The organism is Pseudomonas sp. DWP3-1-2, assembly GCF_049896285.1.
Lineage (GTDB): Bacteria > Pseudomonadota > Gammaproteobacteria > Pseudomonadales > Pseudomonadaceae > Aquipseudomonas.
In genome coordinates, this window is record NZ_JAFCTZ010000001.1 from 849,796 (window position 1) to 871,668 (window position 21,873).

Consider the following 21,873-nt stretch of genomic DNA (forward strand, 5'->3'; position numbering starts at 1 on the left):
GAATCCGACGGGCGCGCGGTGCGCTTGCAGCTTGAGGCATGCAGCATGGGGCTGACGATCATGCCTGCACCTCGACCTTCTCCGAACGGCGGAACCTTCGCCCCATGCGATCGAAGTAAAGGTAGATCACGGGAGTCGTGAACAAAGTCAGCACCTGACTGAGCATCAACCCGCCGACCATCACCAGACCCAGCGGCTGACGCAATTCAGCGCCGGAGCCCGTGGCCAGCATCAGCGGCACCGCACCGAACAGGGCCGCCATGGTGGTCATCAGGATCGGCCGGAAGCGCAGCAGCGCCGCTTCGTAGATCGCCGTTTCCGGGTCTACCCCGCGGTTCCTTTCTGCATCCAGGGCAAAGTCGATCATCATGATGGCGTTTTTCTTGACGATCCCGATCAAGAGGATGATGCCGATGATGGCGATCATGCCCAGATCATTACCGCTGATCAGCAATGCCAACAGCGCCCCCACCGCTGCCGAAGGCAAGGTGGAAAGAATCGTGATCGGATGGATGTAGCTCTCATACAACACGCCCAGCACGATATACATCGTGACCACGGCAGCGAGGACCAGCAGCAGCGTGCTGGACAACGAAGCCTGGAATGCCTGGGCGGCGCCCTGGAACTCGGTCTGCACGCCGGTGGGCATACCGATGTCCTGCTCGGTTTTTTCGATGAGGTCCACGGCGGCCCCCAGCGCCACGCCGGGGGCCAGATTGAATGACATCATCACCGCCGGAAACTGCCCCAGGTGGGTAATCGCCAACTGCGCCTGACGCTGTTCGACGCGCGCCAGACTCGACAGTTTGACCTGCGTGCCGTCGGTGGTCTTGACGTGAATCTGCTCCAGCGCCTGCGGCCCCAGCTCGCTCCCGGAGTCCGCCTGCAGAACAACCCGGTACTGGCTGGCCTGGGTATAAATCGTCGAAATCTGCCGCTGCCCGAATGCGTCATACAGCGCGTCCGTGATATTGGCCACCGTTACGCCAACCCGGGTGGCGGCATCGCGATCAATGAGCAGATAGACCTGCAAGCCTTTATCTTGCAGGTCACTGGCAACATCTGTCAGCTCCGGGCGTTTGCTCAATGCCGTGACCAGCTTGTCGCTCCACAGGGCAAGCATTTCGGCATCCGGCGACGACATACTGAACTGATATTGAGTGCGGCTGACACGATCTTCGATGGTCAGATCCTGGACCGGCTGCATGAACAGCCGAATCCCGGACAGCTTGTCCAGTTGCGGCTGCAAGCGCTGGATGATCTGCGTAGCGTCCAGATCCCGCTGATTGTGGGGCTTGAGGTTGATCAGAAACCGTCCGCTGTTCAGCGTGGTGTTATCGCCATCCACGCCGATATACGAAGACAGACTGACCACCGCCGGGTCTTGCAGAATGATTTTTGCCAGCGACTGCTGACGCTCACTCATGGCCGCAAACGAGATCGACTGCGGGGCTTCGGAAATCCCCTGAATCACCCCGGTGTCCTGCACCGGGAAAAACCCTTTGGGCACGACCAGATACAGAAACACCGTCAGGCCCAGGGTCGCGATGGCGACCAGCAGGGTCAGGGGCTGATGCTTGAGCACCCAGCGCAACTGACGTCCGTAGGCTTCAATCAACCAGTCCAGCCAGGCACCGCTGGCGCGATAAAAACGGCCTTGCTCTTCCGGTTTGGGTTCGGGCTTGAGCAAGCGGGCGCACATCATGGGCGTCAGGGTCAGGGACACGACCAGGGAGATCAGGATCGCCACGGCCAGGGTAATGGCGAACTCGCGGAACAACCGCCCTACGACGTCGGCCATGAACAGCAGCGGGATCAGCACCGCAATCAGCGAGATGGTCAGGGAAACCAGCGTGAAACCGATCTGCCTGGCGCCCTTGAGCGCCGCCTGCAGGGGCGACTCGCCCTCTTCGATATGCCGGGAAATGTTCTCCAGCATGACGATGGCGTCATCGACCACAAACCCGGTGGCGATGGTCATGGCCATCAACGTCAGGTTGTTGACCGAAAAACCGGCCAGATACATCACGCCGAACGTCCCCACCAGGGACAGCGGCACGGCAATCGATGGAATGATGGTGGCGCTGAACCGGCGCAGGAACAGGAACGTCACCAGCACAACCAGCACGATAGCGATCAACAGTTCATGCTGGACGTCCTTCACCGAGGCACGGATGGTTTGCGTGCGGTCGGTCAGGACCACAACGTCCAGCCCTGCCGGGAGGTTGTCCGTGATGCTGGGGAGCAAAGCCTTGATGCGGTCCACGACGTCAATCACGTTGGCACCGGGCTGACGCTGGATATTAACCAGCACCGCCTGGTTTTCATTGGCCCAGGCCGCCAGACGTTCGTTTTCCGCGCCATCGACAATTTGCGCCACATCCTTCAAACGCAACGCGCCGCCGTCTTTATAGGCAAGGATCAGGTTGGCGTATTCTTCGGGGGATTTGAGCTGGTCATTGGCGTCGAGCATCGATACCCGGGTCGGGCCATCGAAGTTGCCCTTGGGCTGGTTGACGTTGGAAGCCCCCACCAGGGTTCGCACATCAGACAGGTTCAAGCCCGCTGCCGCCAAGGCATCCGGATCGACCTTGATGCGGACCGCCTGGCGCTGGCCGCCGGCAATGCTGACCATACCGACACCGCTGATCTGCGCGATTTTCTGCGCCATGCGCGTATCGACCAGATCGTTGAGCTTGGGCAGCAGCATGGTCTTGGAGGTGATCGCCAGCGTCAGTACCGGCGTATCGGCCGGGTTAACCTTGTTGTACACCGGCGGTGCGGGCAAATCGGTCGGCAGCAGGTTAGTGGCCGCGTTGATTGCCGCCTGCACTTCCTGCTCGGCGACATCCATATTGATGTCGAGACTGAAGCGCAACGTGATGACCGAAGCGCCGCCCGAACTGGTGGACGCCATCTGCGTCAGGCCCGGCATCTGTCCGAACTGACGTTCCAGAGGCGCGGTCACGGCGCTGGTCATTACTTGCGGGCTCGCGCCCGGGTACAAGGTCATGACGCGAATGGTCGGATAGTCCACCTGCGGCAAGGCCGACACCGGGAGCAACGTGTAAGCAATCAAACCCGCCAGCACCAGGGCCAGCATGCTGAGCGTGGTGGCTACCGGACGCAGGATGAACAGCCGTGAGATGTTCATGCGTCGCCTTTTTCCGCCTTGTCGGCCGCAGCCGATTCACCCGATGCCTTGGCGGGCTTGCCTTGTAACTGCTGGCCTGGCGTGCTCGGCACATCCTTGCTGTCATTGACGATTTCCACTTGGCTGCCGTCGCGCAGCCGATCAGTCCCTTCAAGCACCACACGATCCCCCGCAGCCAGACCTTCAGTGACCACCGTTGACTGTTCATCGCTCGGACCGGTCTTGAGCTGGCGAATGCTGACTTTCTTGTCACCGTCCATGACATAGACAAACGTGCCATTGGTTCCGAACTGAACCGCAGCCGTTGGCACGAGCACTGCCTGATTCAGGGTGTCTGCGCGCAGGCGAACGTTGACGAACTGATTGGGGAACAGCACTTCATCCTGATTCTCGAACTGCGCCTTGAACTTCAAGGTGCCGGTGGCCACGTCAATCTGGTTATCCAGACTGGCCAGCACACCGGTGGCCTGCAGCTTCACATCGCCGCGATCCCAGGCTTCGACGGGCAGTTTGTCGCCGCTGCGGTACCGCGCAATGACCGATGAAAGGTCTTGCTCCGGCAGCGTGAAATTGACAGTGATGGGCTTGGTCTGGGTGATAACCACCAGAGCGGTGGTGTCATTGGCGGCCACGAGGTTGCCGACGTCCAGCTGTTTGAGACCGGTGCGGCCCGCAATCGGCGCGCGAATCCGCGTGAAGTCCAGATTGAGTCGGGCATCGCCCACGGCGGCCTGGTTGGTCTTGATGGTGCCCTGATACTGATTGACCAGAGACTCGGCGGTATCCAGCGTCTGCTTGGCGATGCTGTCCTCGGCATAAAGCCCGCGATAACGCTGCACGTCGATCTGAGCATTTTTCAGCAAGGCCTGGTTGGTCGCCAACGTACCTTCGGCCTGTTGCAACGCAATCTGGTAACTGCGCGGATCGATCTCGGCCAGCAAGTCCCCGGCCTTGACCATCTGGCCTTCCCGGAAGTTGAGTTTGACCAGTTCCCCCGCGACCCGACTGCGCACATTGATGGTGTTCATCGCCGTGACCGTACCCAGCGCCTTGTAATAGATCGGGAAATCCCCCAACACCGCAGGCGCTACGCGCACGGGCACAGGTCCCGTGGAGCCACCAAACCCTGGGCGCGTCGGGCTCGCCTTCAAGGCGCTTGCCGGCCTTGAGCCACCCGCGTGTTTGCCTGCGTCCGTCCCGGTCCCGGAAGACGGCCAGAACCACCAGCACAGACCGATGATAATCAACAGAACAAGCAGACTGATCAGCCAGCGACGGGAACTACGGGAGCCAGACAATTGCATGAATAATCAACCATTGCGGATGGGGCTTCTTCAGGAGGTGAACAATAAGCACAGACGAACTGTAAGCAAAGCGCCTTTACCGGCAATTTACCTTGGCGTTACTTCTGTTAAACACCTGAAGCATAAATAGAAACGGCCTGAGCAGGCTCAGGCCGTCGAAGTGTTGCCGGGTGTTACTTCAATACGGACAGCGCAGCGTCGTAATCAGGTTCGTGACCGATTTCCGAGACCAGCTCGCTGTGCAGAACGTTGTCGTTTTCATCAAGCACTACCACGGCGCGAGTCGTCAGGCCCTTCATGGGGCCATCGGCGATTTCAACACCGTAGTGCTTCATGAACTCGCCACCGCGCAGGGTGGAGAGGTTCTTTACGTTGTCCAGACCTTCTGCACCGCAGAATCGCGCCTGGGCGAAGGGCAAGTCTGCCGAGATGCACAACACCACGGTGTTCGTCAGGCCGTTGGCCTGGGCATTGAACTTGCGCACGGACGTCGCACAGGTCGGGGTATCAACACTTGGGAAAATGTTCAGCACTTTGCGCTTGCCGGCAAAGTCAGCCAGGGTCACGTCGGCCAGGTCACCACCGACCAACGTGAATGCCGGAGCAGCGCTGCCCACTGCCGGCAGTTCACCATTGATTTGGACAGGGTTGCCTCTACGCGTCACTTGAGCCATGAACTGAGTCCTTATTCCAGGGTTTGGGAAGAGCCGGAAGTTAACCACGAAAGTGTCCGGCCACCTACACAGGATGCGGCTGAATTTGATTCAACCATTGAGTTTTTCCTGCAACGCCTCGCGCGCGCACAGCTCCACCAACCAATCGATAAAGACCCTGACACGTCGCGACATCTGCCGATGCGGTGGGTAAAGCGCGTGCAATGCCATGGCCGGTGGACGATAGGTTTCCAGTACTTCCAGCAGCGCCCCGCTGCGCAGTTGCTCGGCAATATGGTAATACGGCGTCTGAACCAGACCGTACCCCGCTTCGCAGGCAGCCAGGTAGCCATCGGCACTGTTGATCGACATTGCCTTGGGCAAATTGAAGTCCTTGATTTGCCCGTCAATCATGAATTCCAGGCCATAACGCTTGTTAAAACTGGCAGAGAAATACTCGATCACCTTGTGCTGCGGCAGATCCGCCAGGGTTTTCGGAATGCCGTACTGATCGAGGTAGCCACGGCTGGCGCAGGTTACTTGAGTCATGGAGGTCAGGGGACGCGCCACCAGTGAGTCATCGTGGGGCGGTCCGGCACGCAGTACGCAATCCACGCCCTCCCGAATCAGGTCAACCGGCCGATCACTCATGCCGATTTCCAGCTCGATCAATGGGTAGCGGGCACTGAACTCGGGCAAGGCAGGTATCACAATCATCCGCCCGAACCCCACGGGGATATCAATGCGCAACACGCCCGTAGGCGCAATGCTGGCCGACGAAAACACGGCTTCCACATCATCCAGATCGGCCAGCAAGCTCACACAGCGCCGGTAGTACGCCTGACCGTCCAGCGTCGGGCTGACCTGCCGGGTGGTGCGCTGCAACAACTGCACACCCAGATGCGCTTCCAGTTGCTTGATCAGGATCGTCACCGAGGCCCTCGGCATGTGCAGGCTTTCGGCGGCCCTGGCAAAACCGCCCAACTCGACAATCCGAGCGAACACCCGCATGGCGTTGAATCGATCCATCGCGACGCCCCCGAACCGAGATTGTTTAGATTTTTTGAACAGTGAAAGCATTTTTAGCGGGTTTATCCCCATTCTGTCGAGGAGTAAAACTGTTGGCCTCTTTCATCCGACAGGAATCCATCATGCAAACCCGTCAACTGGGCCGCAACGGCCCGCACGTTAGCGCTGTAGGTCTTGGCTGCATGGGCATGACTGACTTCTACACCACCGGCAGCGACCGCAAAGAATCCATCGCGACGTTGCATCGTGCTCTGGAGTTGGGCGTCACGCTGCTCGACACCGCCGACATGTACGGACCCCACACCAATGAAGAGCTGCTGGGCGAAGCGTTGCAAGGCAAGCGCGACCAAGTGTTTCTGGCCAGCAAGTTCGGTTTTGTGCGCGATGCCAACGATCCCGCCGCTCGCGGCCTCAATGGCAGTCCTGAATACATTCGCAGCGCCATTGAGGGCACCCTCAAACGGCTGAAAATAGACACCCTGGACCTTTACTACCAACACCGGATCGACCCTCGGATACCCGTTGAGGAATCAGTGGGCGCCATGGCGGAATTGGTCAAGGCCGGTAAAGTTCGCTATCTGGGTTTAAGCGAGGCGTCAGCAGAGACACTGGAGCGCGCCCATAAAGTCCACCCCATCACGGCCCTGCAAACTGAATATTCCTTGTGGAGCCGCGAACCCGAGGAGAACGGCAGCCTTGAGGCCTGCCGCCGCCTGGGCATTGGCTTTGTGCCTTATAGCCCGCTGGGTCGTGGATTTCTCACCGGCACGTTGCAAAGTCCGGATGACTTCGCGGCTGATGATTACCGACGCAGCGCCCCGCGTTTCATGGGTGACAATTTCGCCAAAAACCTGCTGCTGGTCGAAAACGTGCAGCGACTTGCCGCCGAGAAAGGCGTCACTGCCGGGCAGTTAGCGTTGGCCTGGGTACTGGCCCAGGGAGACGACATCGTTCCCATCCCCGGAACCAAACAGCGCAAGTACCTTGAGGAAAACGTCGCCGCGTTGGACATCAAACTCAGCGCCAGGGAACTCAAGGCATTGAAAGACCTGTTCCCGGTCGACGCGATTGCCGGGCAGCGTTACAGCGACGCTTCGTTGAAACTGGTGAATGGCTAACACTCAAAGGGGACTGCAAGAACGCGCTTACCCACGATAGCGTCCCGGCTGAGCGTGCTATCAGCCGGACCAACGCCTTTGCGGGCAAGCGCCGCTCCAACTGGATCAACTGCGTTTACATCAAAAATCCCGCTTATAGAAGATATCCAGCGAACTGGCGATGCCGCTGGCAGCCTCCAGATACACCCGTTTACTGAGCATGTAGCGGAACGCGATGGTATTGGCCGATTCAAAAACACCTACGCCATAGCGCAAGCTCAATTTTTCGGTGATCTTGCCGCTGGCGACCACATTGGTGCGGTCGCCGCTGCCCTCGGTGTCCAGTGTGAAATCTTCGATCCCCAGATTACGCGCCAACTTGCCGGTGGTGGATTCGCTGCCGGCGAGCCCCAGGGCCAGAGCCGCTTGGGCCACCATATTGCTGTCTTCGCCTGTATTGTTCAGCGGCCTGCCCAGCACCAGGTAGGAAAGCGCCTGCTCCTGACTCATCGCGGGCTCGGAGAACACGGTTGTGGTGGGCTGTTCGGCACTGCCGGACAGGCGAATGCCAGCCACCACGTCATCGGTCGTTCGAATGGCTTCAACGTCCAGATAGGGTTGATCCACGGGACCTGCAAACAGAATCCGCGCCCTGCGGATCGTCAATCTCTGGCCATAGGCTCGGTAACGACCGTTATTCAGATTCAATTCGCCCCGGGTATCGAGGTTATCGCCAATATGCACCCGGCCGACCAGATCGGCGGTGAGTCCAAAACCGGTGAAGCTCAGCTTCTCCTGCCCCACCTGAACATCGATGTCCATGGCAATTGCCATGGGTGGTGCGCCCTGTTCGGTCTGATGCCCCACAATCACCGTATCGCCGGACACCTTGACGGTGGACGGCGGGAGTTCACGAACGGTAATCACACCCTTGGGGATCAGGACTTTTCCGGAGATCCCGAGCCGATCACCCTGCATGGAAATTTTCAGATCAGGGGCCGCTTCCAGCGTTGCATAGGGTTCGACGATGATTGGCAGGCGAGCACCTTTCACATTCAAGTCCACCACCAGCGTCGGTCCCCAGCTGACTTGACCGTTCAGGCTGCCTTGACCCGATGCTCCGCTTTTCCAGCCACCCTCCAGCTGAATGCTTTCCCCGGCAATCAATGCCTTGATCTGCAACGCCTCCAGGCTGATAGGCAGCTCCGGGCCGGAAATTTCGCCACCACTGAGGGTCACGCTGCCGTTGACCTGAGGCGCCAACAGCCCGCCCGACAGCCGCCCACTGCCGTTAAGCCGCCCAGTGAGCTTCTGCACCCCAGGCAGGAACGGCCGTGCAATGGAAACGTCCAGACCGCTGAGGTTGAAATCACCACTCAATGTCTTGGTCTGGGCCAGGGGATCAATCTTTGCGTTCAGCAGCAGCGTGCCGAGCTTCCCGCCACGAAAGTCCAGGCGACTGTCGATGAGTTTTGGTGTCAGCGTGCTGTTGAGTACCAGACTTTCATAGGGAAAATCCAGCCACTGGTTCTTGTCCCGGATGCGCAGCGTGCCGCCGCTGGCATTGACGGTAATCTGGCCATTGGGCCCCGACGCAGGCACATCAAGCTGCACGTCGGCGTTGAGCGAACCTTTCCAGGCAAAATCCTTGGGCAGCCATTGAGCGAGGCTGTCGAGGGGGAAATTTTTCAGGTGGTAGCGCAGACGCGGTTCCGGCATCAGGCGCTGCTCTTCCCCGCATAGACTGGCAGGCCCGGAAAGCCAACAGTGCGCACCAAAATTGACTTTGCCATCAGCCAGCCTTTCCAGCTTGGCAGGCTGTTGCAACCGCCAGTTCTGACCGCCGCTCTGCACCGTGCCACTGGCCAGCCGACCCCGCCAGCTGCCCTGGTCAAGATTGCCGTCCAGCGCCAGGGCAAGCTTGAGCAACGGGCCCTGCAAGTCGATGTTCAACTGCTGACGCTTGATATCGCCCTGAGCCCCCACGACCAGCGTGCCCAATTGAGTATCGCCCGCCTGAATGCCGCTGCCTTTGAGGTCAATGACGGCCCGCTGGGCGGCATCGAGTTTTGCGCTCAACACCAGACTTTGCAGACGATTATCCTCAAATGTCAGTTGTGCACCTTGCAGCGTCAACGCTCCCTGGGGAGCGTGTAAGGTTCCAGCCAGATCCAGACGGCCCTTGACTTGTCCTTGCAGACCCGGCCAAAGCTGACCAAGACGTGGCAGGTTGAGTTCCAACTGACCCAACAGTTGCTGCTGCAAACTGCCTTTGCCCTGTATACGGTTAGCCCCTAACTGAACGTTCAGGGCACTGACCGTCCATTTATCACCGTTACCTTCCGCCTTGGCCTGTAACAACGCCGGTTGCCCCCGCAAACGCCCCTTGAGATCGAGGTCCGCGTTCAGGCTCAGTTGCTCATTCTTGAATTGCCCCTTGCTACGCAGCGGACCGGCCAGGGTGCCGGGCATCTGTGCCAGCCAATAGGCGGGATCGATCGCACTCAGGTCCAGCGCTGTGTCCCAGCCAATGCCATCGGCGAACTGCAGATTCAGATGGCCGCGTGCCTTGCCCTGCCCCGCGTCCAGCTCCAGTTGCGGTAAAAAGACCTGAGTGAGGTCACCACTCAACGGGCTGCTCAACGTAAACACGCCTGCAGGGCCGTCCAGTTCAGAGCCGAAATGACCCAGGTACTTACCGTCGGTGTAGGACACTTCACCGTTGAACTTGCGCAATGTGACCTGCGGTTCAGCAACCTCGGGATAGAGCCGATGCCAGGGAAAATCCAGCCAATCGATTTTTGCATCGGCACGCAGACCTTGTTCCCAGTTCAATGTGCCGCTCACATTCAGACGCTGTTGCGCGTCGGCGCTCAAGTCCAGGGCATCGATATCGGCCCCTTTCGCGTCCACTCGACCTTTGAGCGCCAGGGCGACCGGCCCTTTTTCGGCTGGCAGACTGGCATTGCCGGTCAACCGATAGCCGTCTTTGAGATCGCCCTGGGCGTCCAGGACCAGTTGATTGAGCTGCAAAGTAGCCGGCAGCGCAGCGCTGGCCCTGAACGCATCGGCGGTGATTTTCAGTTGCGCCGGCAGGTTTTCAGCCAGAGGTTGCAGCTCGCCCGTGAGCTGAGCTTGCAGATAGCCGCTGCTGATGCCCTGAAGTTTCAGGGTTTTGAGCAAATCCCCTTGTACATCCAGGTTTAGTATCCAGACCTTTTCGTCCTGGTCAGGCAGCTTCAGAAGACCGCTGGCGGTCAACGGCCAATCGCCCGAGGGCTTGAGCAAACCGGCCAGGTCCAGCACCAGATCATCGCGTTGCAGGTGGGCGTTATCGATGCGCAGTCCGTCCCGGGTCCAATGAGCGGCCAATTTCAGCTCATGCAGTTCCTCTGTGCCATCCAGTTGCAGGCTGCCGATCCGCACGTCACCCAGACGAATGGCCAGCGGCAGATCAAGGTCAGGCAAGGTGATCGCCCCTTCACTCCCTTCATCGGCGCCGGGCGCCAGTTGCAGGCGAACCTGATCCGCCTGCAACTCGTCAATGCACAGGGTCATTTTGAGCAGGCAGCCGGGGGACCACGCAAACACCGGACTGTCGAGCTCGACGGTGGTCCCGGTCTGCTGCCAAAGCAGTGTGTCGGCCGTCCAGCGGCCACCCAGCGTGCCGTTGAAATTGTCTACCTGAAGGCCCGGCACTTGCTGCACGACCCAACGGCTGCCCGATTGAGTGCCGAGCACCAGCCACAGCCCTGCAACGATCAACAGCAACAGGGTAATGACGCTCAGGCCGATTATCTTCAGCGAGCGCTGCCAGGTCAGGGTTTTCACAGTTCCGGCCCCATGGAGAAATGCAGGCGTATGCCACCGTCGTCATCCAGCGCATGGGCCAGATCCAGTCGCAACGGCCCGACTGGCGACACCCAGCGCACGCCAATGCCAACACCCGTCTTGAGGCTCGGCAGTTCCAGGTTATTGAACGAGTTACCCTGGTCGACGAAGGTCGCCACCCGCCATTTTTCGGCAATCGAATACTGATACTCCACGCTGCCCGCCACCATGTAGCGCCCACCGATCCGATCGCCGTCAGAGTTTTCCGGAGACAATGTCTGGTAATCGTAACCACGCACGCTTTGATCGCCACCGGCGAAAAAGCGCAAGGAAGGCGGAATCGACTTGTAGCCATTGGTGGCATTGCCGCCAAATTGCACGCGCCCCAGAAGACGATGGTTCTGCCCCAGCGTTGTCAGGCCTTTGAGCAGGACATTGCCATGCAACAGATTGGAATCCGACATCAGCCCTTCCTTGGCGACCTGAGCATCAAATTGCAGGCGATAGCCGTTATGGGGGTCGATAGGATTGTCGCTGCGCAGAAACGAATAGCTGATACCCGGCATCAACAAGGTGCTCAGGCCAGTGTCATCCCCCAGGCGATACTCCTCGCGCTGCCATTTCAATGAGATAACCCGCTCCCAACCGCTGGGCAGCTTGCTGTGCCATTCGGGACCCACCGTGAGCAGCTTGCTCAAACTGTCGGTACCGGCGATCTCTTCGTATTGATAGCCGCCGGCGTAGCGCAACTTGTCGGTCAGGGGCGGATCCAGAGGAATGTCGTACCAGAGGCCCACGTTTTGCCGAGGGGCCGAGAGTTCTGACTCGATGCCGTAGCTGTGTCCTTGAGGGTTGACCCAGTGACGCGTCCAGTTGGCTTTACCCCGCGGCCCCACATCCGTGGAATATCCCAGGCCAAGCCCCATGGTGCGAGGCTTGCGGGTGTCCAGCGAGACCGTCACCGGGATGCTCTGCCCCACAGCCGCAGTGGGCGCAGCGTCAACCCGCACCCCTTCGAAGTAACCACTGGCCTGCATTGATTGGTTGAGCTCGGCGATCAGCTCCGAATCGTAGGGCGTTCCTTCCTTGAAGGGCACCATGCGCCTCAACAGGTCATCATCAAAGGGCGCATCGCCACTGAAGCTGACCTTGCCCAGCGTATAACGAGGACCGCTGTCGTAGACCAGATCGATGTCCGCCACGCCGGCCGCAGGATCCACCGACAGGCGCTGTTCGGTAAAACGACCGGAGAAAAAACCGTAGCGCGAGGCCCGATTCAGGATCAGGCGCTTGGCGTCCTCATAATGGCCGTGATTGAGCACTGCCCCACTTTTCAGAGCATCGCTTTTGGGAATGCGAAAAGCCTTCAGGGAAGCAGCCGGGCCGTCAATTCGCACCGTGACATTGCGCAAGTGGATCGGCTCGCCAGCCTGCACATTGATGACCAGGCGCAAGGTGCCATCAGTGCCCTTGACCACTTCGCTGTCGATGCGAGCCTGGTAATAGCCCAGCGCCTGGGAGGCTCGTTGCGCCTGCTCTTGAGCACCGATGCTGAAATGTTCCAGGCTGTCCTGATCGCGCTCGCCGGGGCTGCCCACATAGCCTTCGATATTGGCTTTGAGTTCAGAGTTGGCTGGCGAGATTCTCACATCGAGTTGCGCAGCGGCGGCAGCCAGAGCGCTTGAGAAAACGAGCAATAAGCCGCTGGTAATGTTTACAAAAGACTTCATAGGCGCGAATGCTAACACGTGCGGCAGGTGCCACTAAAACACACCGAAAGGCAGAAATTTCATACCTTTACGCCATGGATCTCAGGGAAGCCTGCGGATTTGGGTGGAAAAACACGTGCTCTCGGATAGGCCCTACAGCCACTTCACCGATTTCCTCGTATCCCAGTCGCTTATAGAACTCAAGGTATCGAGGATTCCCCGTATCCACGACGATGCCTTGTGAGTTTTCATCCACTGCGCACCAGTCGTGCAACGCCTGCAACAATTGTTCGCCCAGGTGTTTACCTTGAAACTCGGGGTGGATGCCCAGCAGCGGCAGCATATGCACGGACTCGGAAGGCACGCACGCCATGACTGCGTTGTAGTACTCCAGGTAACGCTTGGTGCAGTTGAACCCCGTACTCAGCACCATGCGCAGGCGCCAGGCCCAGCTTTCGGTAATACCCAATCGGCGCTGCGGCGGGGCGATCAGCGCGGCGCCCACCAGTCGATCTTCTATAAACAGGCCCAGTGCGGGAAGCTCCTGCAGGAAGTGCTGTTTGACCAGTTCGCGAATCGTCGCCCTCACCCGCTGATCGAACCCGGCGCGTTGCGAGTTGAACAAATACGCGAAGCTCGGCTCATGGCGATACGCCTGATACAACAGCGAGCGGGTTTCCCGGGAGTAACCGCTGTCGAGTTGGCGGACTTCGGCCACGATGGCAGACGATTCAGGCATGAAATAAACCTCGCATTGACGCAGCTGCTCGAACGGCAGCGTTCTCGTGATGCAAAGGCTTCGAGTGTTGGCCTTGGCCGAAAGTTGCGATAAACCTTCGCGTGCAGGCTTGAGCGTAGCAGTCGACTGCCAAGAGGCGGTGTCGGACAGCAGACTGGCCGAGAACCGACAGGTGGGCTAGCATCGCTTTTTGTTTCTGTCAGGACTGCCGCCACATGAAAATCGTTTCGTTCAACATCAACGGTCTGCGCGCCCGACCTCATCAGCTGGCGGCGCTGATCGAAAAGCATCAGCCGGACGTGATCGGCCTGCAGGAAACCAAAGTCTCTGACGAGCAATTCCCCCAGGCGGACATTGAGGCACTGGGTTATCACGTGCACTTCCACGGGCAAAAAGGCCACTACGGCGTGGCGCTGCTGTCGCGCAAAATGCCCCTGGCCTTGCACAAGGGTTTTGACACCGATGATGAAGAATCGCAAAAGCGCTTCATCTGGGGGACTTACGCCGATAACGATGGCCAACCGGTGACCATCATGAATGGCTACTTCCCACAAGGCGAAAGCCGTGACCACCCCACCAAGTTTCCGGCCAAACAGCGCTTTTACAACGACCTGCAGACCCTGCTTGAAACGCGGTTCAGCAACGAGCAGCCACTGGTGGTCATGGGTGACGTCAATATTTCACCCCAGGATAGCGACATCGGCATCGGCCCGGACAACGCCAAACGCTGGCTCAAAACCGGCAAATGCAGCTTTTTGCCCGAGGAGCGTGAGTGGATGGAACGCCTCAAGGCCTGGGGTCTGGTGGACAGCTTCCGGCATCTGTACCCGGAAGTGATCGATCAGTTCAGCTGGTTCGATTACCGCAGCCGGGGATTCGAGGACGAACCCAAGCGCGGCCTGCGCATCGACCTGATCATGGCTTCCCGTGGTCTGCAACCCCGAATCAAGGCCGCCGGTGTGGATTACGAGCTTCGCGGCATGGAAAAACCTTCCGATCATGCGCCGATCTGGCTCGAACTGGTCTGATTGAATCCATCCAATCTGGCCGGTTGCTGCAACCGGCCAGGATGTCTTGCAGCAATAACTGGATGTGACCGCCCTGTCACGTCCCGGTAACGTATCTGACTTATTCTCCCGGCACTTTCCTTCCTCTGTAGGTGCCGCAGATGCTGCGCGCTGTGTTGTCCCTGAAAGTTGGCCGCCTTGTGCCGACGTTGCTGACCGGCCTTCTTTTAGCGTCCATGGGCGTCTCGGCGGCCACCCCTCTCTCTAGCGATAACAACCCCGTGCTGCGTATTCAGGGTTCAAACACCATCGGCGCGCAACTGGGGCCTGCACTTGTCGAAGGGTTGATGCGCAAGCAAGGCTTGCAGTCGGTGCACACCGAACCCGGGGCGCAGCCCAATGAAGTGCGCGTGTCTGGAACAACAACCGAGCGTCACGTGGTCACCATTGACGTGGCGGCCCACGGTTCAAGCACCGGCTTTGAGGCGCTGAAAACCGGCAAGGCTGATCTGGCCGCGTCTTCGCGCGCCATCAAGCCTCAGGAGGCGCTCGACCTCAAAGCCCTGGGGGACCTGCGAAGCCACAAGGCCGAACAGGTCATCGCGATTGACGGCGTTGCGGTGATCCTGCACCCGGGCAACCCCCTGCGGGAATTGACCACCGAGCAACTGGCCCAAGTGTTTTCCGGGCAAATTGTCAACTGGGAAGAACTGGGCGGTTCCGGCGGCCCGATCCATCTGTACGCCAGGGACGAGCAATCAGGGACCTTTGACACCTTCAAGGAGCTGGTGCTGCTTAAATATGGCAAAACCCTGTCACGTAGTGCCAGTCGCCTGGAGTCCAGCGAGCAATTGTCGTATCTCGTGAGCCAGGATCTCTACGGCATCGGGTTCATCGGCCTGCCTTACATCCTTAAAGCCAAGGCGGTGGCCATAGCTGATGGCGAAGCGAAACCCATGCTGCCAACCGTCAGCCTGATCGCCACCGAGGACTACCCGCTCTCCCGACGCCTCTATTTTTACCTGCCGCCTGAGGCGCCTCAGCACTGGGCTCAGGCACTCGTACAATTTGCACAAAGCCCTGAAGGACAGGCTATCGTCGCGCAGAGTGGTTTCGTGGCGCAGACGGTACAGGCCATCCAGGTCCAGCCCACAGCGCAAATGCCTCGTGACTATCAGGTGCTGACCCGGGAAGCCCAGCGGCTCTCGGTGAATTTCCGCTTCGCCCAGGGCAGCGCCCGGCTGGACAGCAAGGCACAGCAGGACCTGACGCGGGTGATTGATTACCTCAAACACCACAACAAAATGAACGGCAGCGTCACGCTGGTGGGTTTTGGCGATGCCAAAAGCGATCCCGCACGTGCGACATTGCTGTCAAAACTGCGCGCCATGGCGGTACGCCGGGAACTGATCAAAAACAACGTGATCGTCCGGGATATTCGGGGATTCGGCGAGGATATGCCCGTGGCGGGCAATGACGTCGACGGAGGCCGAATCAAAAATCGCCGGGTGGAGGTTTGGGTGAATTGAGGCGCGCATGCACCGCTCACTCAAACCTCGCCTTCCTGACTGACTCGCGCCCCGGACGACGCGCTTAGCGCTTCCCGGCGCCAGGCAGGTCCTTGGGCAAATACTTGCCTATCTCGAACTTGCCAATGGCTGCGCGATGCACTTCGTCAGGGCCATCGGCCAAGCGTAGCGTGCGCTGCATGGCGTACATGTAAGCCAGGGGGAAGTCATTGGAAACCCCGGCGCCGCCGTGTATCTGGATGGCCCGATCAATGACTTTAAGTGCCACGTTGGGCGCGACCACCTTGATCTGGGCAATCTCGCTCTTGGCCACCTTGTTACCCACGGTGTCCATCATGTAGGCGGCTTTGAGGGTCAACAGCCGCGCCATATCGATCTCCATTCGAGAGTCGGCGATTTTGTCGACATTGCCGCCCAGCCGGGCCAAGGGCCGACCGAAAGCCACCCGACTGATTGCGCGCTGACACATCAACTCCAACGCCCGCTCGGCCATGCCGATTGAGCGCATGCAGTGATGAATACGGCCCGGCCCGAGCCGGCCCTGAGCAATTTCAAAACCGCGACCTTCGCCCAACAGGACGTTTTCGTACGGCACACGCACGTTTTCGAACACCACCTCGGCGTGCCCGTGAGGCGCGTCGTCGTAACCGAAAACCGGCACCGGACGGACGATTTTGACCCCCGGTGTATCCGTCGGTACCAGGATCATTGAGTGCTGCTGATGCCGCGGCCCATCGGGATTACTCAGCCCCATGAAGATCAGAATCTTGCAGCGCGGATCGCAGGCCCCTGAGGTCCACCACTTGCGGCCATTGATGACCCACTCGTCACCCACACGCTCAGCGCGCGCGGCCATATTGGTAGCATCCGACGACGCGACGTCAGGTTCGGTCATGGCAAATGCCGAGCGAATGTCTCCACGCAGTAACGGCTCAAGCCACTGGATTTTCTGCGCCGGGCTGGCATAGCGCACCAGCACTTCCATGTTGCCCGTATCGGGTGCAGAGCAATTGAAGGGTTCCGGTCCCAGCAGGGAGCGGCCCATGATTTCCGCCAACGGCGCATATTCCAGATTGGTGAGCCCGGCCCCCAGTTCGGATTCCGGCAGAAACAGGTTCCACAACCCTTGCGCCTTGGCCTTGGCCTTGAGCTCTTCCATGATCGCGGTAGGCTGCCAGCGGTCGCCTTCTGCCACCTGACGTTCGAAAACCGGTTCTGCAGGGTAAACGTAAGCATCCATGAACGCGGTGACGCGCTCGCGTAATTCCTGAACCTTCGTTGAGTACGCAAAATCCATGGGGCGCTGCCTTCTGATGAGGTTATTCGGTCATTAACCGGATGCTAGGCCAGCGACCAACATTTATCTAACCTATTCTCAGCGTGTATAAACATTCATAACCGATATATGATCGGGCTACGCAGCGATCGAGCCGCGACACAACAAAAACAGCAATGAGGGCATGGAATGAACCTGAGCAAGGTCGATCTCAACCTGTTTATCGTCTTTGACGCGATTTACACCGAAGCCAATCTGACCCGCGCCGGGCAAATCGTCGGCATCACCCAGCCCGCCGTTTCCAACGCGCTGGCGCGCCTGCGTGAGACGTTCAACGACCCGCTGTTTGTCCGTACCGCCCAGGGCATGGTGCCCACGCCCATGGCCCAGAACATCATTGGCCCGGTACGCAATGCCTTGTCGCTGCTCAGGGTGTCGGTGCAGGAAAGCCGCATCTTCAATCCCCTTCAAGCCAACAAGAACTACCGCATCAGCATGACCGACCTCACCGAAGCGGTGACGCTGCCCGCCTTGTTCCAGCGTCTGCGCCGCCTGGCGCCCAATGTGACCATTGAAAGCTTTCTGTCCAAGCGCCGGGAGACCACCAAGGAGCTGGCGGCCGGGCGTCTTGATTTCGCGGTGGACGCGCCCCTCAACACCGATCCGCAGGTGCGCCACGTCAAGCTCATGGAAGACAAATACGTCTGTGCCATGCGCCGTGGCCATCCGCTGGCCAGCAAGGAACATTTCAAGCTCGATGACTACCTGTCACTGACGCACATCCACATTTCCAGCCGCAGAAGTGGCTTGGGGTATGTGGATCTGGCGCTGGGAAAAATGGGCATACAGCGCAAGATCGCCCTGCGCTCGCAGCATTACTTGATGGCGTCTCAGGTGTTGCAGCAAACCGACATGGTGATGACGGTGCCAGAGCGCTTTGCGCGGCGACATGATCTGCACTACGTGGCACTGCCGGTCAATGACGTGCCGTCTGTGGAGACCCATCTGTATTGGCACGAAAGCACCGATCAAGACCCTGCAAACCGCTGGATGCGGGAGCAGATCATTGAGCTGTGCCAGTCAATCACAGCGAAGGAAAATACCTCTAAAGACTCTCAAGAATCAGCTTTAATTAGCTGATTTAAATAAAATATTCGACAACAGTTAAAGTTATTTCTAGCTAACAAGCTCAAGGGAATTTAGTGGTTACGCCACCGTGGGCCCTGATACCAACGGGATGTCTGCTTGACGTTTACGTCAAGGGGGTCGTAGGTTAGCGCTATGTTTTCCCCTGAGCCGGCTGATGAGCAATCAAACCTATAGCATTTCCGATCTCGCCCGTGAGCTTGATATTACGACCCGGGCGATCCGCTTCTATGAAGAACAAGGCATGCTGGCCCCCGAGCGCCGAGGGCTGGAGCGTATCTATTCGGCTCGCGACAAAGTCACCCTCAAACTGATTTTGCGTGGCAAACGCATCGGGTTTTCCCTTGCCGAATGCCGGGACCTGATCGGGCTGTACGACCCCAGCGGCGGCAATAGCAAGCAGCTGCATACCATGCTCGACAAGATCGGCGAGCGCCGCCTCCAGCTTGAACAACAGTTGCTGGACATCCGGCAAATGCAGCTGGAACTGGATACCGCTGAAGAGCGGTGCATGCTTGCGCTAAACACAATCGATGAAAATCAGAAAATTACTCAATGATCCTCGACTGAATCCAGCTGGAGTCCTCTATGTTGCTGCCTAAACATGTCCGCCTGATAGAAGTCGGCCCACGGGACGGGCTTCAGAATGAGGCCCAACCCATCAGCGTCGCAGACAAGGTTCAGTTGGTGGATGACCTGTCCGGCGCTGGCCTGGGCTATATCGAGGTCGGCAGCTTCGTCTCGCCCAAATGGGTGCCGCAGATGGCCGGGTCTGCCGAGGTGTTCGAACACATCCAGCGCAGCAAGGACGTCACCTACGCCGCACTGACACCCAACTGGCGCGGTTTCGAAGATGCCCTGGCGGCGGGCGTCAAGGAAGTCGCCGTGTTCGCCGCCGCTTCCCAGGCGTTTTCCCAACGCAATATCAACTGCTCCATCAGCGAGAGCCTTGAACGTTTCGCCCCCATCATGGAGGCGGCGCGGCTGCATGGCATCAAGGTACGGGGTTACGTTTCCTGCGTGCTGGGCTGTCCTTACGAAGGCAAGGTGGAGCCGCAACAGGTCGCAGCGGTGGCCAATGAGTTGCTGGCCATGGGTTGCTACGAAATCTCCCTCGGCGACACCCTCGGCACCGGAACCCCCGGCGCAACCCGTGAGCTGATCAACGTCGTTGCCAGTCAAATCCCCCGAGGCAAGCTGGCCGGGCATTTTCATGACACGTATGGCCAGGCTCTGGCCAATGTCTATGCGAGCCTGCTGGAAGGCATTCAGGTCTTTGACAGTTCGGTCGCCGGGTTAGGCGGCTGTCCCTATGCCAAAGGCGCCAGCGGTAATGTCGCCACCGAAGACTTGCTGTACATGCTCAACGGTCTGGGCATTGAGACCGGCGTGGATCTGGACAAGTTGATTGCCGCAGGCCAACGCATTTGCCAGGTATTGGGCCGTCCAACAGGTTCGCGCGTGGCCAAGGCGCGACTGTCGGCCTGAACTGCGACAACTTGTCACAGAGTGTTACCCTGGGCACAGCGACACGGGCAGCGAGCCACGCAAACGGGTAACACGGAAACAAATCTCGATACATTTCCCCGCTTCATCGGCCATCGAATCTCCCGACACCCCCGTAATCAAAGGACTTGGCAAAACTGGCACGGGTCCTGCTATATCTTCCGTACAACAACAATAAAATGTGCAACAACCCAATAAAAACAATACGTACCGGCTCTGACATAACAAGAACAACACGGACAGAGACGCAGCTAACAGATCTTTTTGGAGTGGATTAGCTTTTTGAGGCTTCTGGTTTACAGAACCTCGCCACCGGATAGAGAACAATAAAACTGCCTTCAGGCAGCGCCAGAACGGTTGGATCGATTCGATAAAAGCAGCATCAGCGCTCAAAAAAATACGTTTGCTCTTGACCCCGAATGGGGGTCGCTCAACAACGCAGTGAAGGCCAGGTCGCCAAAAACAACAACAGGCCAGCCTCATAATAAAAAAAGAGCAGCAATACATACCTTGAAGGGGAGCTTAGGCTCCCCTTCGTGCTTTCCGCTCATCCGTTTTTCCTTCCCCCTCCCCCCCATGCTGCAAACCTTTTCTGTAGTCCTTTTCCTGTTTGACACATTCTGTTTACAGGTTTACGTTAACGTAAAGGTCACAGCATCTACACCCGATAACAATAAGGAACGCCACCCATGAGCTACCCCAGCCTGAATTTTGCTTTGGGCGAAACCATCGACATGCTGCGCGACCAAGTGCAGTCCTTCGTTGCTGCCGAAATTGCCCCGCGTGCCGCGCAAATCGACAAGGACAACCTGTTCCCGGCCGACCTGTGGCGCAAATTTGGCAAGATGGGCCTGCTGGGGGTTACGGTCGACGAGGAATACGGCGGCGCGGGCCTGGGTTACCTGGCCCATGTGGTGGCCATGGAAGAAATCAGCCGGGGATCGGCCTCTGTTGCCCTTTCCTACGGCGCACATTCCAACCTGTGCGTGAATCAGATCAATCGCAACGGCAATCCGGCGCAGAAAGCCAGGTACCTGCCCGCGCTCATCAGCGGTGAGCATGTCGGTGCCCTGGCCATGAGTGAGCCCAATGCAGGTTCGGACGTTGTGTCCATGCGGCTGCGCGCCGACAAGCGCGGTGACCGGTTCGTCCTCAATGGCAGCAAGACCTGGATCACCAACGGCCCCGACGCCAACACCTATGTGATCTACGCCAAGACCAGCCCGGAAAAAGCCGCCCACGGCATCAGTGCGTTCATCGTTGAGCGGGACTGGAAAGGTTTCTCCCGCAGTACCAAGTTCGACAAGCTCGGCATGCGCGGCTCCAACACGTGTGAGCTGTTTTTCGACGACGTTGAAGTACCGGAAGAAAATCTGCTGGGCGCACTCGATGGCGGCGTGAAAGTGCTGATGAGTGGCCTGGATTATGAGCGCGTGGTGCTTTCAGGAGGCCCTACCGGGATCATGCAAGCCTGCATGGACGTGGTAGTGCCTTACATCCATGACCGCAAGCAATTTGGCCAGAGCATCGGCGAATTCCAGTTGATCCAGGGCAAGGTCGCCGATATGTACACCCAACTCAACGCCAGTCGTGCCTACCTGTACGCCGTGGCGCAAGCGTGCGAGCGCGGTGAAACCACCCGCAAGGACGCCGCCGGGGTGATTCTGTACAGCGCCGAACGCGCCACGCAAATGGCCCTGGACACCATCCAGATTCTGGGCGGCAACGGTTACATCAACGAGTTTCCGGCGGGCCGGCTGCTGCGCGATGCCAAGTTGTACGAAATCGGCGCGGGCACCAGTGAGATCCGGCGGATGTTGATCGGGCGCGAACTGTTCAACGAAACCCGATAAGCCGCCGCAAGGTTCAAGCGGCGCGCCGGGTTCCGGATTC

The 21,873-nt window shown here is 58.8% G+C and carries 15 protein-coding genes; 7 read left to right on the top strand and 8 right to left on the bottom strand.

From position 1 onward, the window contains the following. Window positions 1–58: 58 nt before the first annotated feature. The 4 genes from ACP7B0_RS03990 to ACP7B0_RS04005 form a co-directional block, all read right to left on the bottom strand. Window positions 59–3,154 carry an MdtB/MuxB family multidrug efflux RND transporter permease subunit gene (locus ACP7B0_RS03990; protein ID WP_426139606.1) on the bottom strand — a complete coding sequence of 1,032 codons (3,096 nt, stop codon included), beginning with the start codon at window positions 3,152–3,154 and terminating at the stop codon, window positions 59–61. Continuing rightward, window positions 3,151–4,458, bottom strand: a complete 1,308-nt coding sequence (locus tag ACP7B0_RS03995; protein WP_426139607.1) for an MdtA/MuxA family multidrug efflux RND transporter periplasmic adaptor subunit — start codon at window positions 4,456–4,458, stop codon at window positions 3,151–3,153. Before ACP7B0_RS03995 ends, ACP7B0_RS03990 begins: the two co-directional genes overlap by 4 nt. 173 nt (window positions 4,459–4,631) lie before the next feature. Then, complete coding sequence (tpx, locus tag ACP7B0_RS04000) at window positions 4,632–5,132, bottom strand: thiol peroxidase (RefSeq protein ID WP_426139608.1); 501 nt, start codon at window positions 5,130–5,132, stop codon at window positions 4,632–4,634. A gap of 90 nt (window positions 5,133–5,222) precedes the next feature. Further along, window positions 5,223–6,140 (bottom strand): LysR family transcriptional regulator, encoded by a 918-nt coding sequence (locus ACP7B0_RS04005; protein WP_426139609.1) that lies wholly within the window; start codon window positions 6,138–6,140, stop codon window positions 5,223–5,225. Window positions 6,141–6,262: 122 nt separating this feature from the next. Here ACP7B0_RS04005 and ACP7B0_RS04010 point away from each other — a divergent pair, with 122 nt between their 5' ends. Beyond that, window positions 6,263–7,258: an aldo/keto reductase gene (locus ACP7B0_RS04010; RefSeq protein ID WP_426139610.1), complete on the top strand. Its 996-nt coding sequence runs from the start codon at window positions 6,263–6,265 to the stop codon at window positions 7,256–7,258. A gap of 120 nt (window positions 7,259–7,378) precedes the next feature. On the opposite strand, the gene ACP7B0_RS04015 is transcribed toward ACP7B0_RS04010, so the two are convergent. The 3 genes from ACP7B0_RS04015 to ACP7B0_RS04025 form a co-directional block, all read right to left on the bottom strand. Beyond that, window positions 7,379–11,059 (bottom strand): translocation/assembly module TamB domain-containing protein, encoded by a 3,681-nt coding sequence (locus ACP7B0_RS04015; protein WP_426140064.1) that lies wholly within the window; start codon window positions 11,057–11,059, stop codon window positions 7,379–7,381. Window positions 11,060–11,064: 5 nt separating this feature from the next. After that, window positions 11,065–12,798 carry an autotransporter assembly complex protein TamA gene (locus ACP7B0_RS04020; RefSeq protein WP_426139611.1) on the bottom strand — a complete coding sequence of 578 codons (1,734 nt, stop codon included), beginning with the start codon at window positions 12,796–12,798 and terminating at the stop codon, window positions 11,065–11,067. Window positions 12,799–12,865: 67 nt separating this feature from the next. Continuing rightward, window positions 12,866–13,516, bottom strand: coding sequence for a GNAT family N-acetyltransferase (locus ACP7B0_RS04025; protein ID WP_426139612.1), 651 nt, complete (start codon window positions 13,514–13,516; stop codon window positions 12,866–12,868). Between the two features lie 215 nt (window positions 13,517–13,731). Between ACP7B0_RS04025 and xthA the strand changes: the two genes are divergently transcribed. Both xthA and ACP7B0_RS04035 read left to right on the top strand, forming a co-directional pair. Continuing rightward, window positions 13,732–14,544, top strand: coding sequence for an exodeoxyribonuclease III (xthA, locus tag ACP7B0_RS04030; protein WP_426139613.1), 813 nt, complete (start codon window positions 13,732–13,734; stop codon window positions 14,542–14,544). A 140-nt stretch (window positions 14,545–14,684) separates the two neighbouring features. Then, on the top strand, window positions 14,685–16,052 hold the full coding sequence (locus tag ACP7B0_RS04035) for a substrate-binding domain-containing protein (RefSeq protein ID WP_426139614.1): 1,368 nt from the start codon (window positions 14,685–14,687) through the stop codon (window positions 16,050–16,052). 64 nt (window positions 16,053–16,116) lie between these two features. On the opposite strand, the gene ACP7B0_RS04040 is transcribed toward ACP7B0_RS04035, so the two are convergent. Beyond that, the gene (locus ACP7B0_RS04040; protein ID WP_426139615.1) at window positions 16,117–17,349 is read right to left on the bottom strand and encodes an acyl-CoA dehydrogenase; all 1,233 of its coding nucleotides are present in this window, start codon (window positions 17,347–17,349) and stop codon (window positions 16,117–16,119) included. A gap of 168 nt (window positions 17,350–17,517) precedes the next feature. Between ACP7B0_RS04040 and ACP7B0_RS04045 the strand changes: the two genes are divergently transcribed. The 4 genes from ACP7B0_RS04045 to ACP7B0_RS04060 all read left to right on the top strand — a co-directional run bounded on the left by ACP7B0_RS04045 (window position 17,518) and on the right by ACP7B0_RS04060 (window position 21,833). Further along, a complete protein-coding gene (locus ACP7B0_RS04045; protein WP_426139616.1) occupies window positions 17,518–18,468 on the top strand; it encodes a LysR family transcriptional regulator in 951 nt (316 codons plus the stop codon). Window positions 18,469–18,631: 163 nt separating this feature from the next. Continuing rightward, window positions 18,632–19,033: a MerR family transcriptional regulator gene (locus tag ACP7B0_RS04050; protein WP_426139617.1), complete on the top strand. Its 402-nt coding sequence runs from the start codon at window positions 18,632–18,634 to the stop codon at window positions 19,031–19,033. 29 nt (window positions 19,034–19,062) lie between these two features. Beyond that, the gene (locus tag ACP7B0_RS04055) at window positions 19,063–19,962 is read left to right on the top strand and encodes a hydroxymethylglutaryl-CoA lyase (protein WP_426139618.1); all 900 of its coding nucleotides are present in this window, start codon (window positions 19,063–19,065) and stop codon (window positions 19,960–19,962) included. A gap of 707 nt (window positions 19,963–20,669) precedes the next feature. Continuing rightward, on the top strand, window positions 20,670–21,833 hold the full coding sequence (locus tag ACP7B0_RS04060) for an isovaleryl-CoA dehydrogenase (RefSeq protein ID WP_426139619.1): 1,164 nt from the start codon (window positions 20,670–20,672) through the stop codon (window positions 21,831–21,833). Window positions 21,834–21,873: the final 40 nt, after the last annotated feature.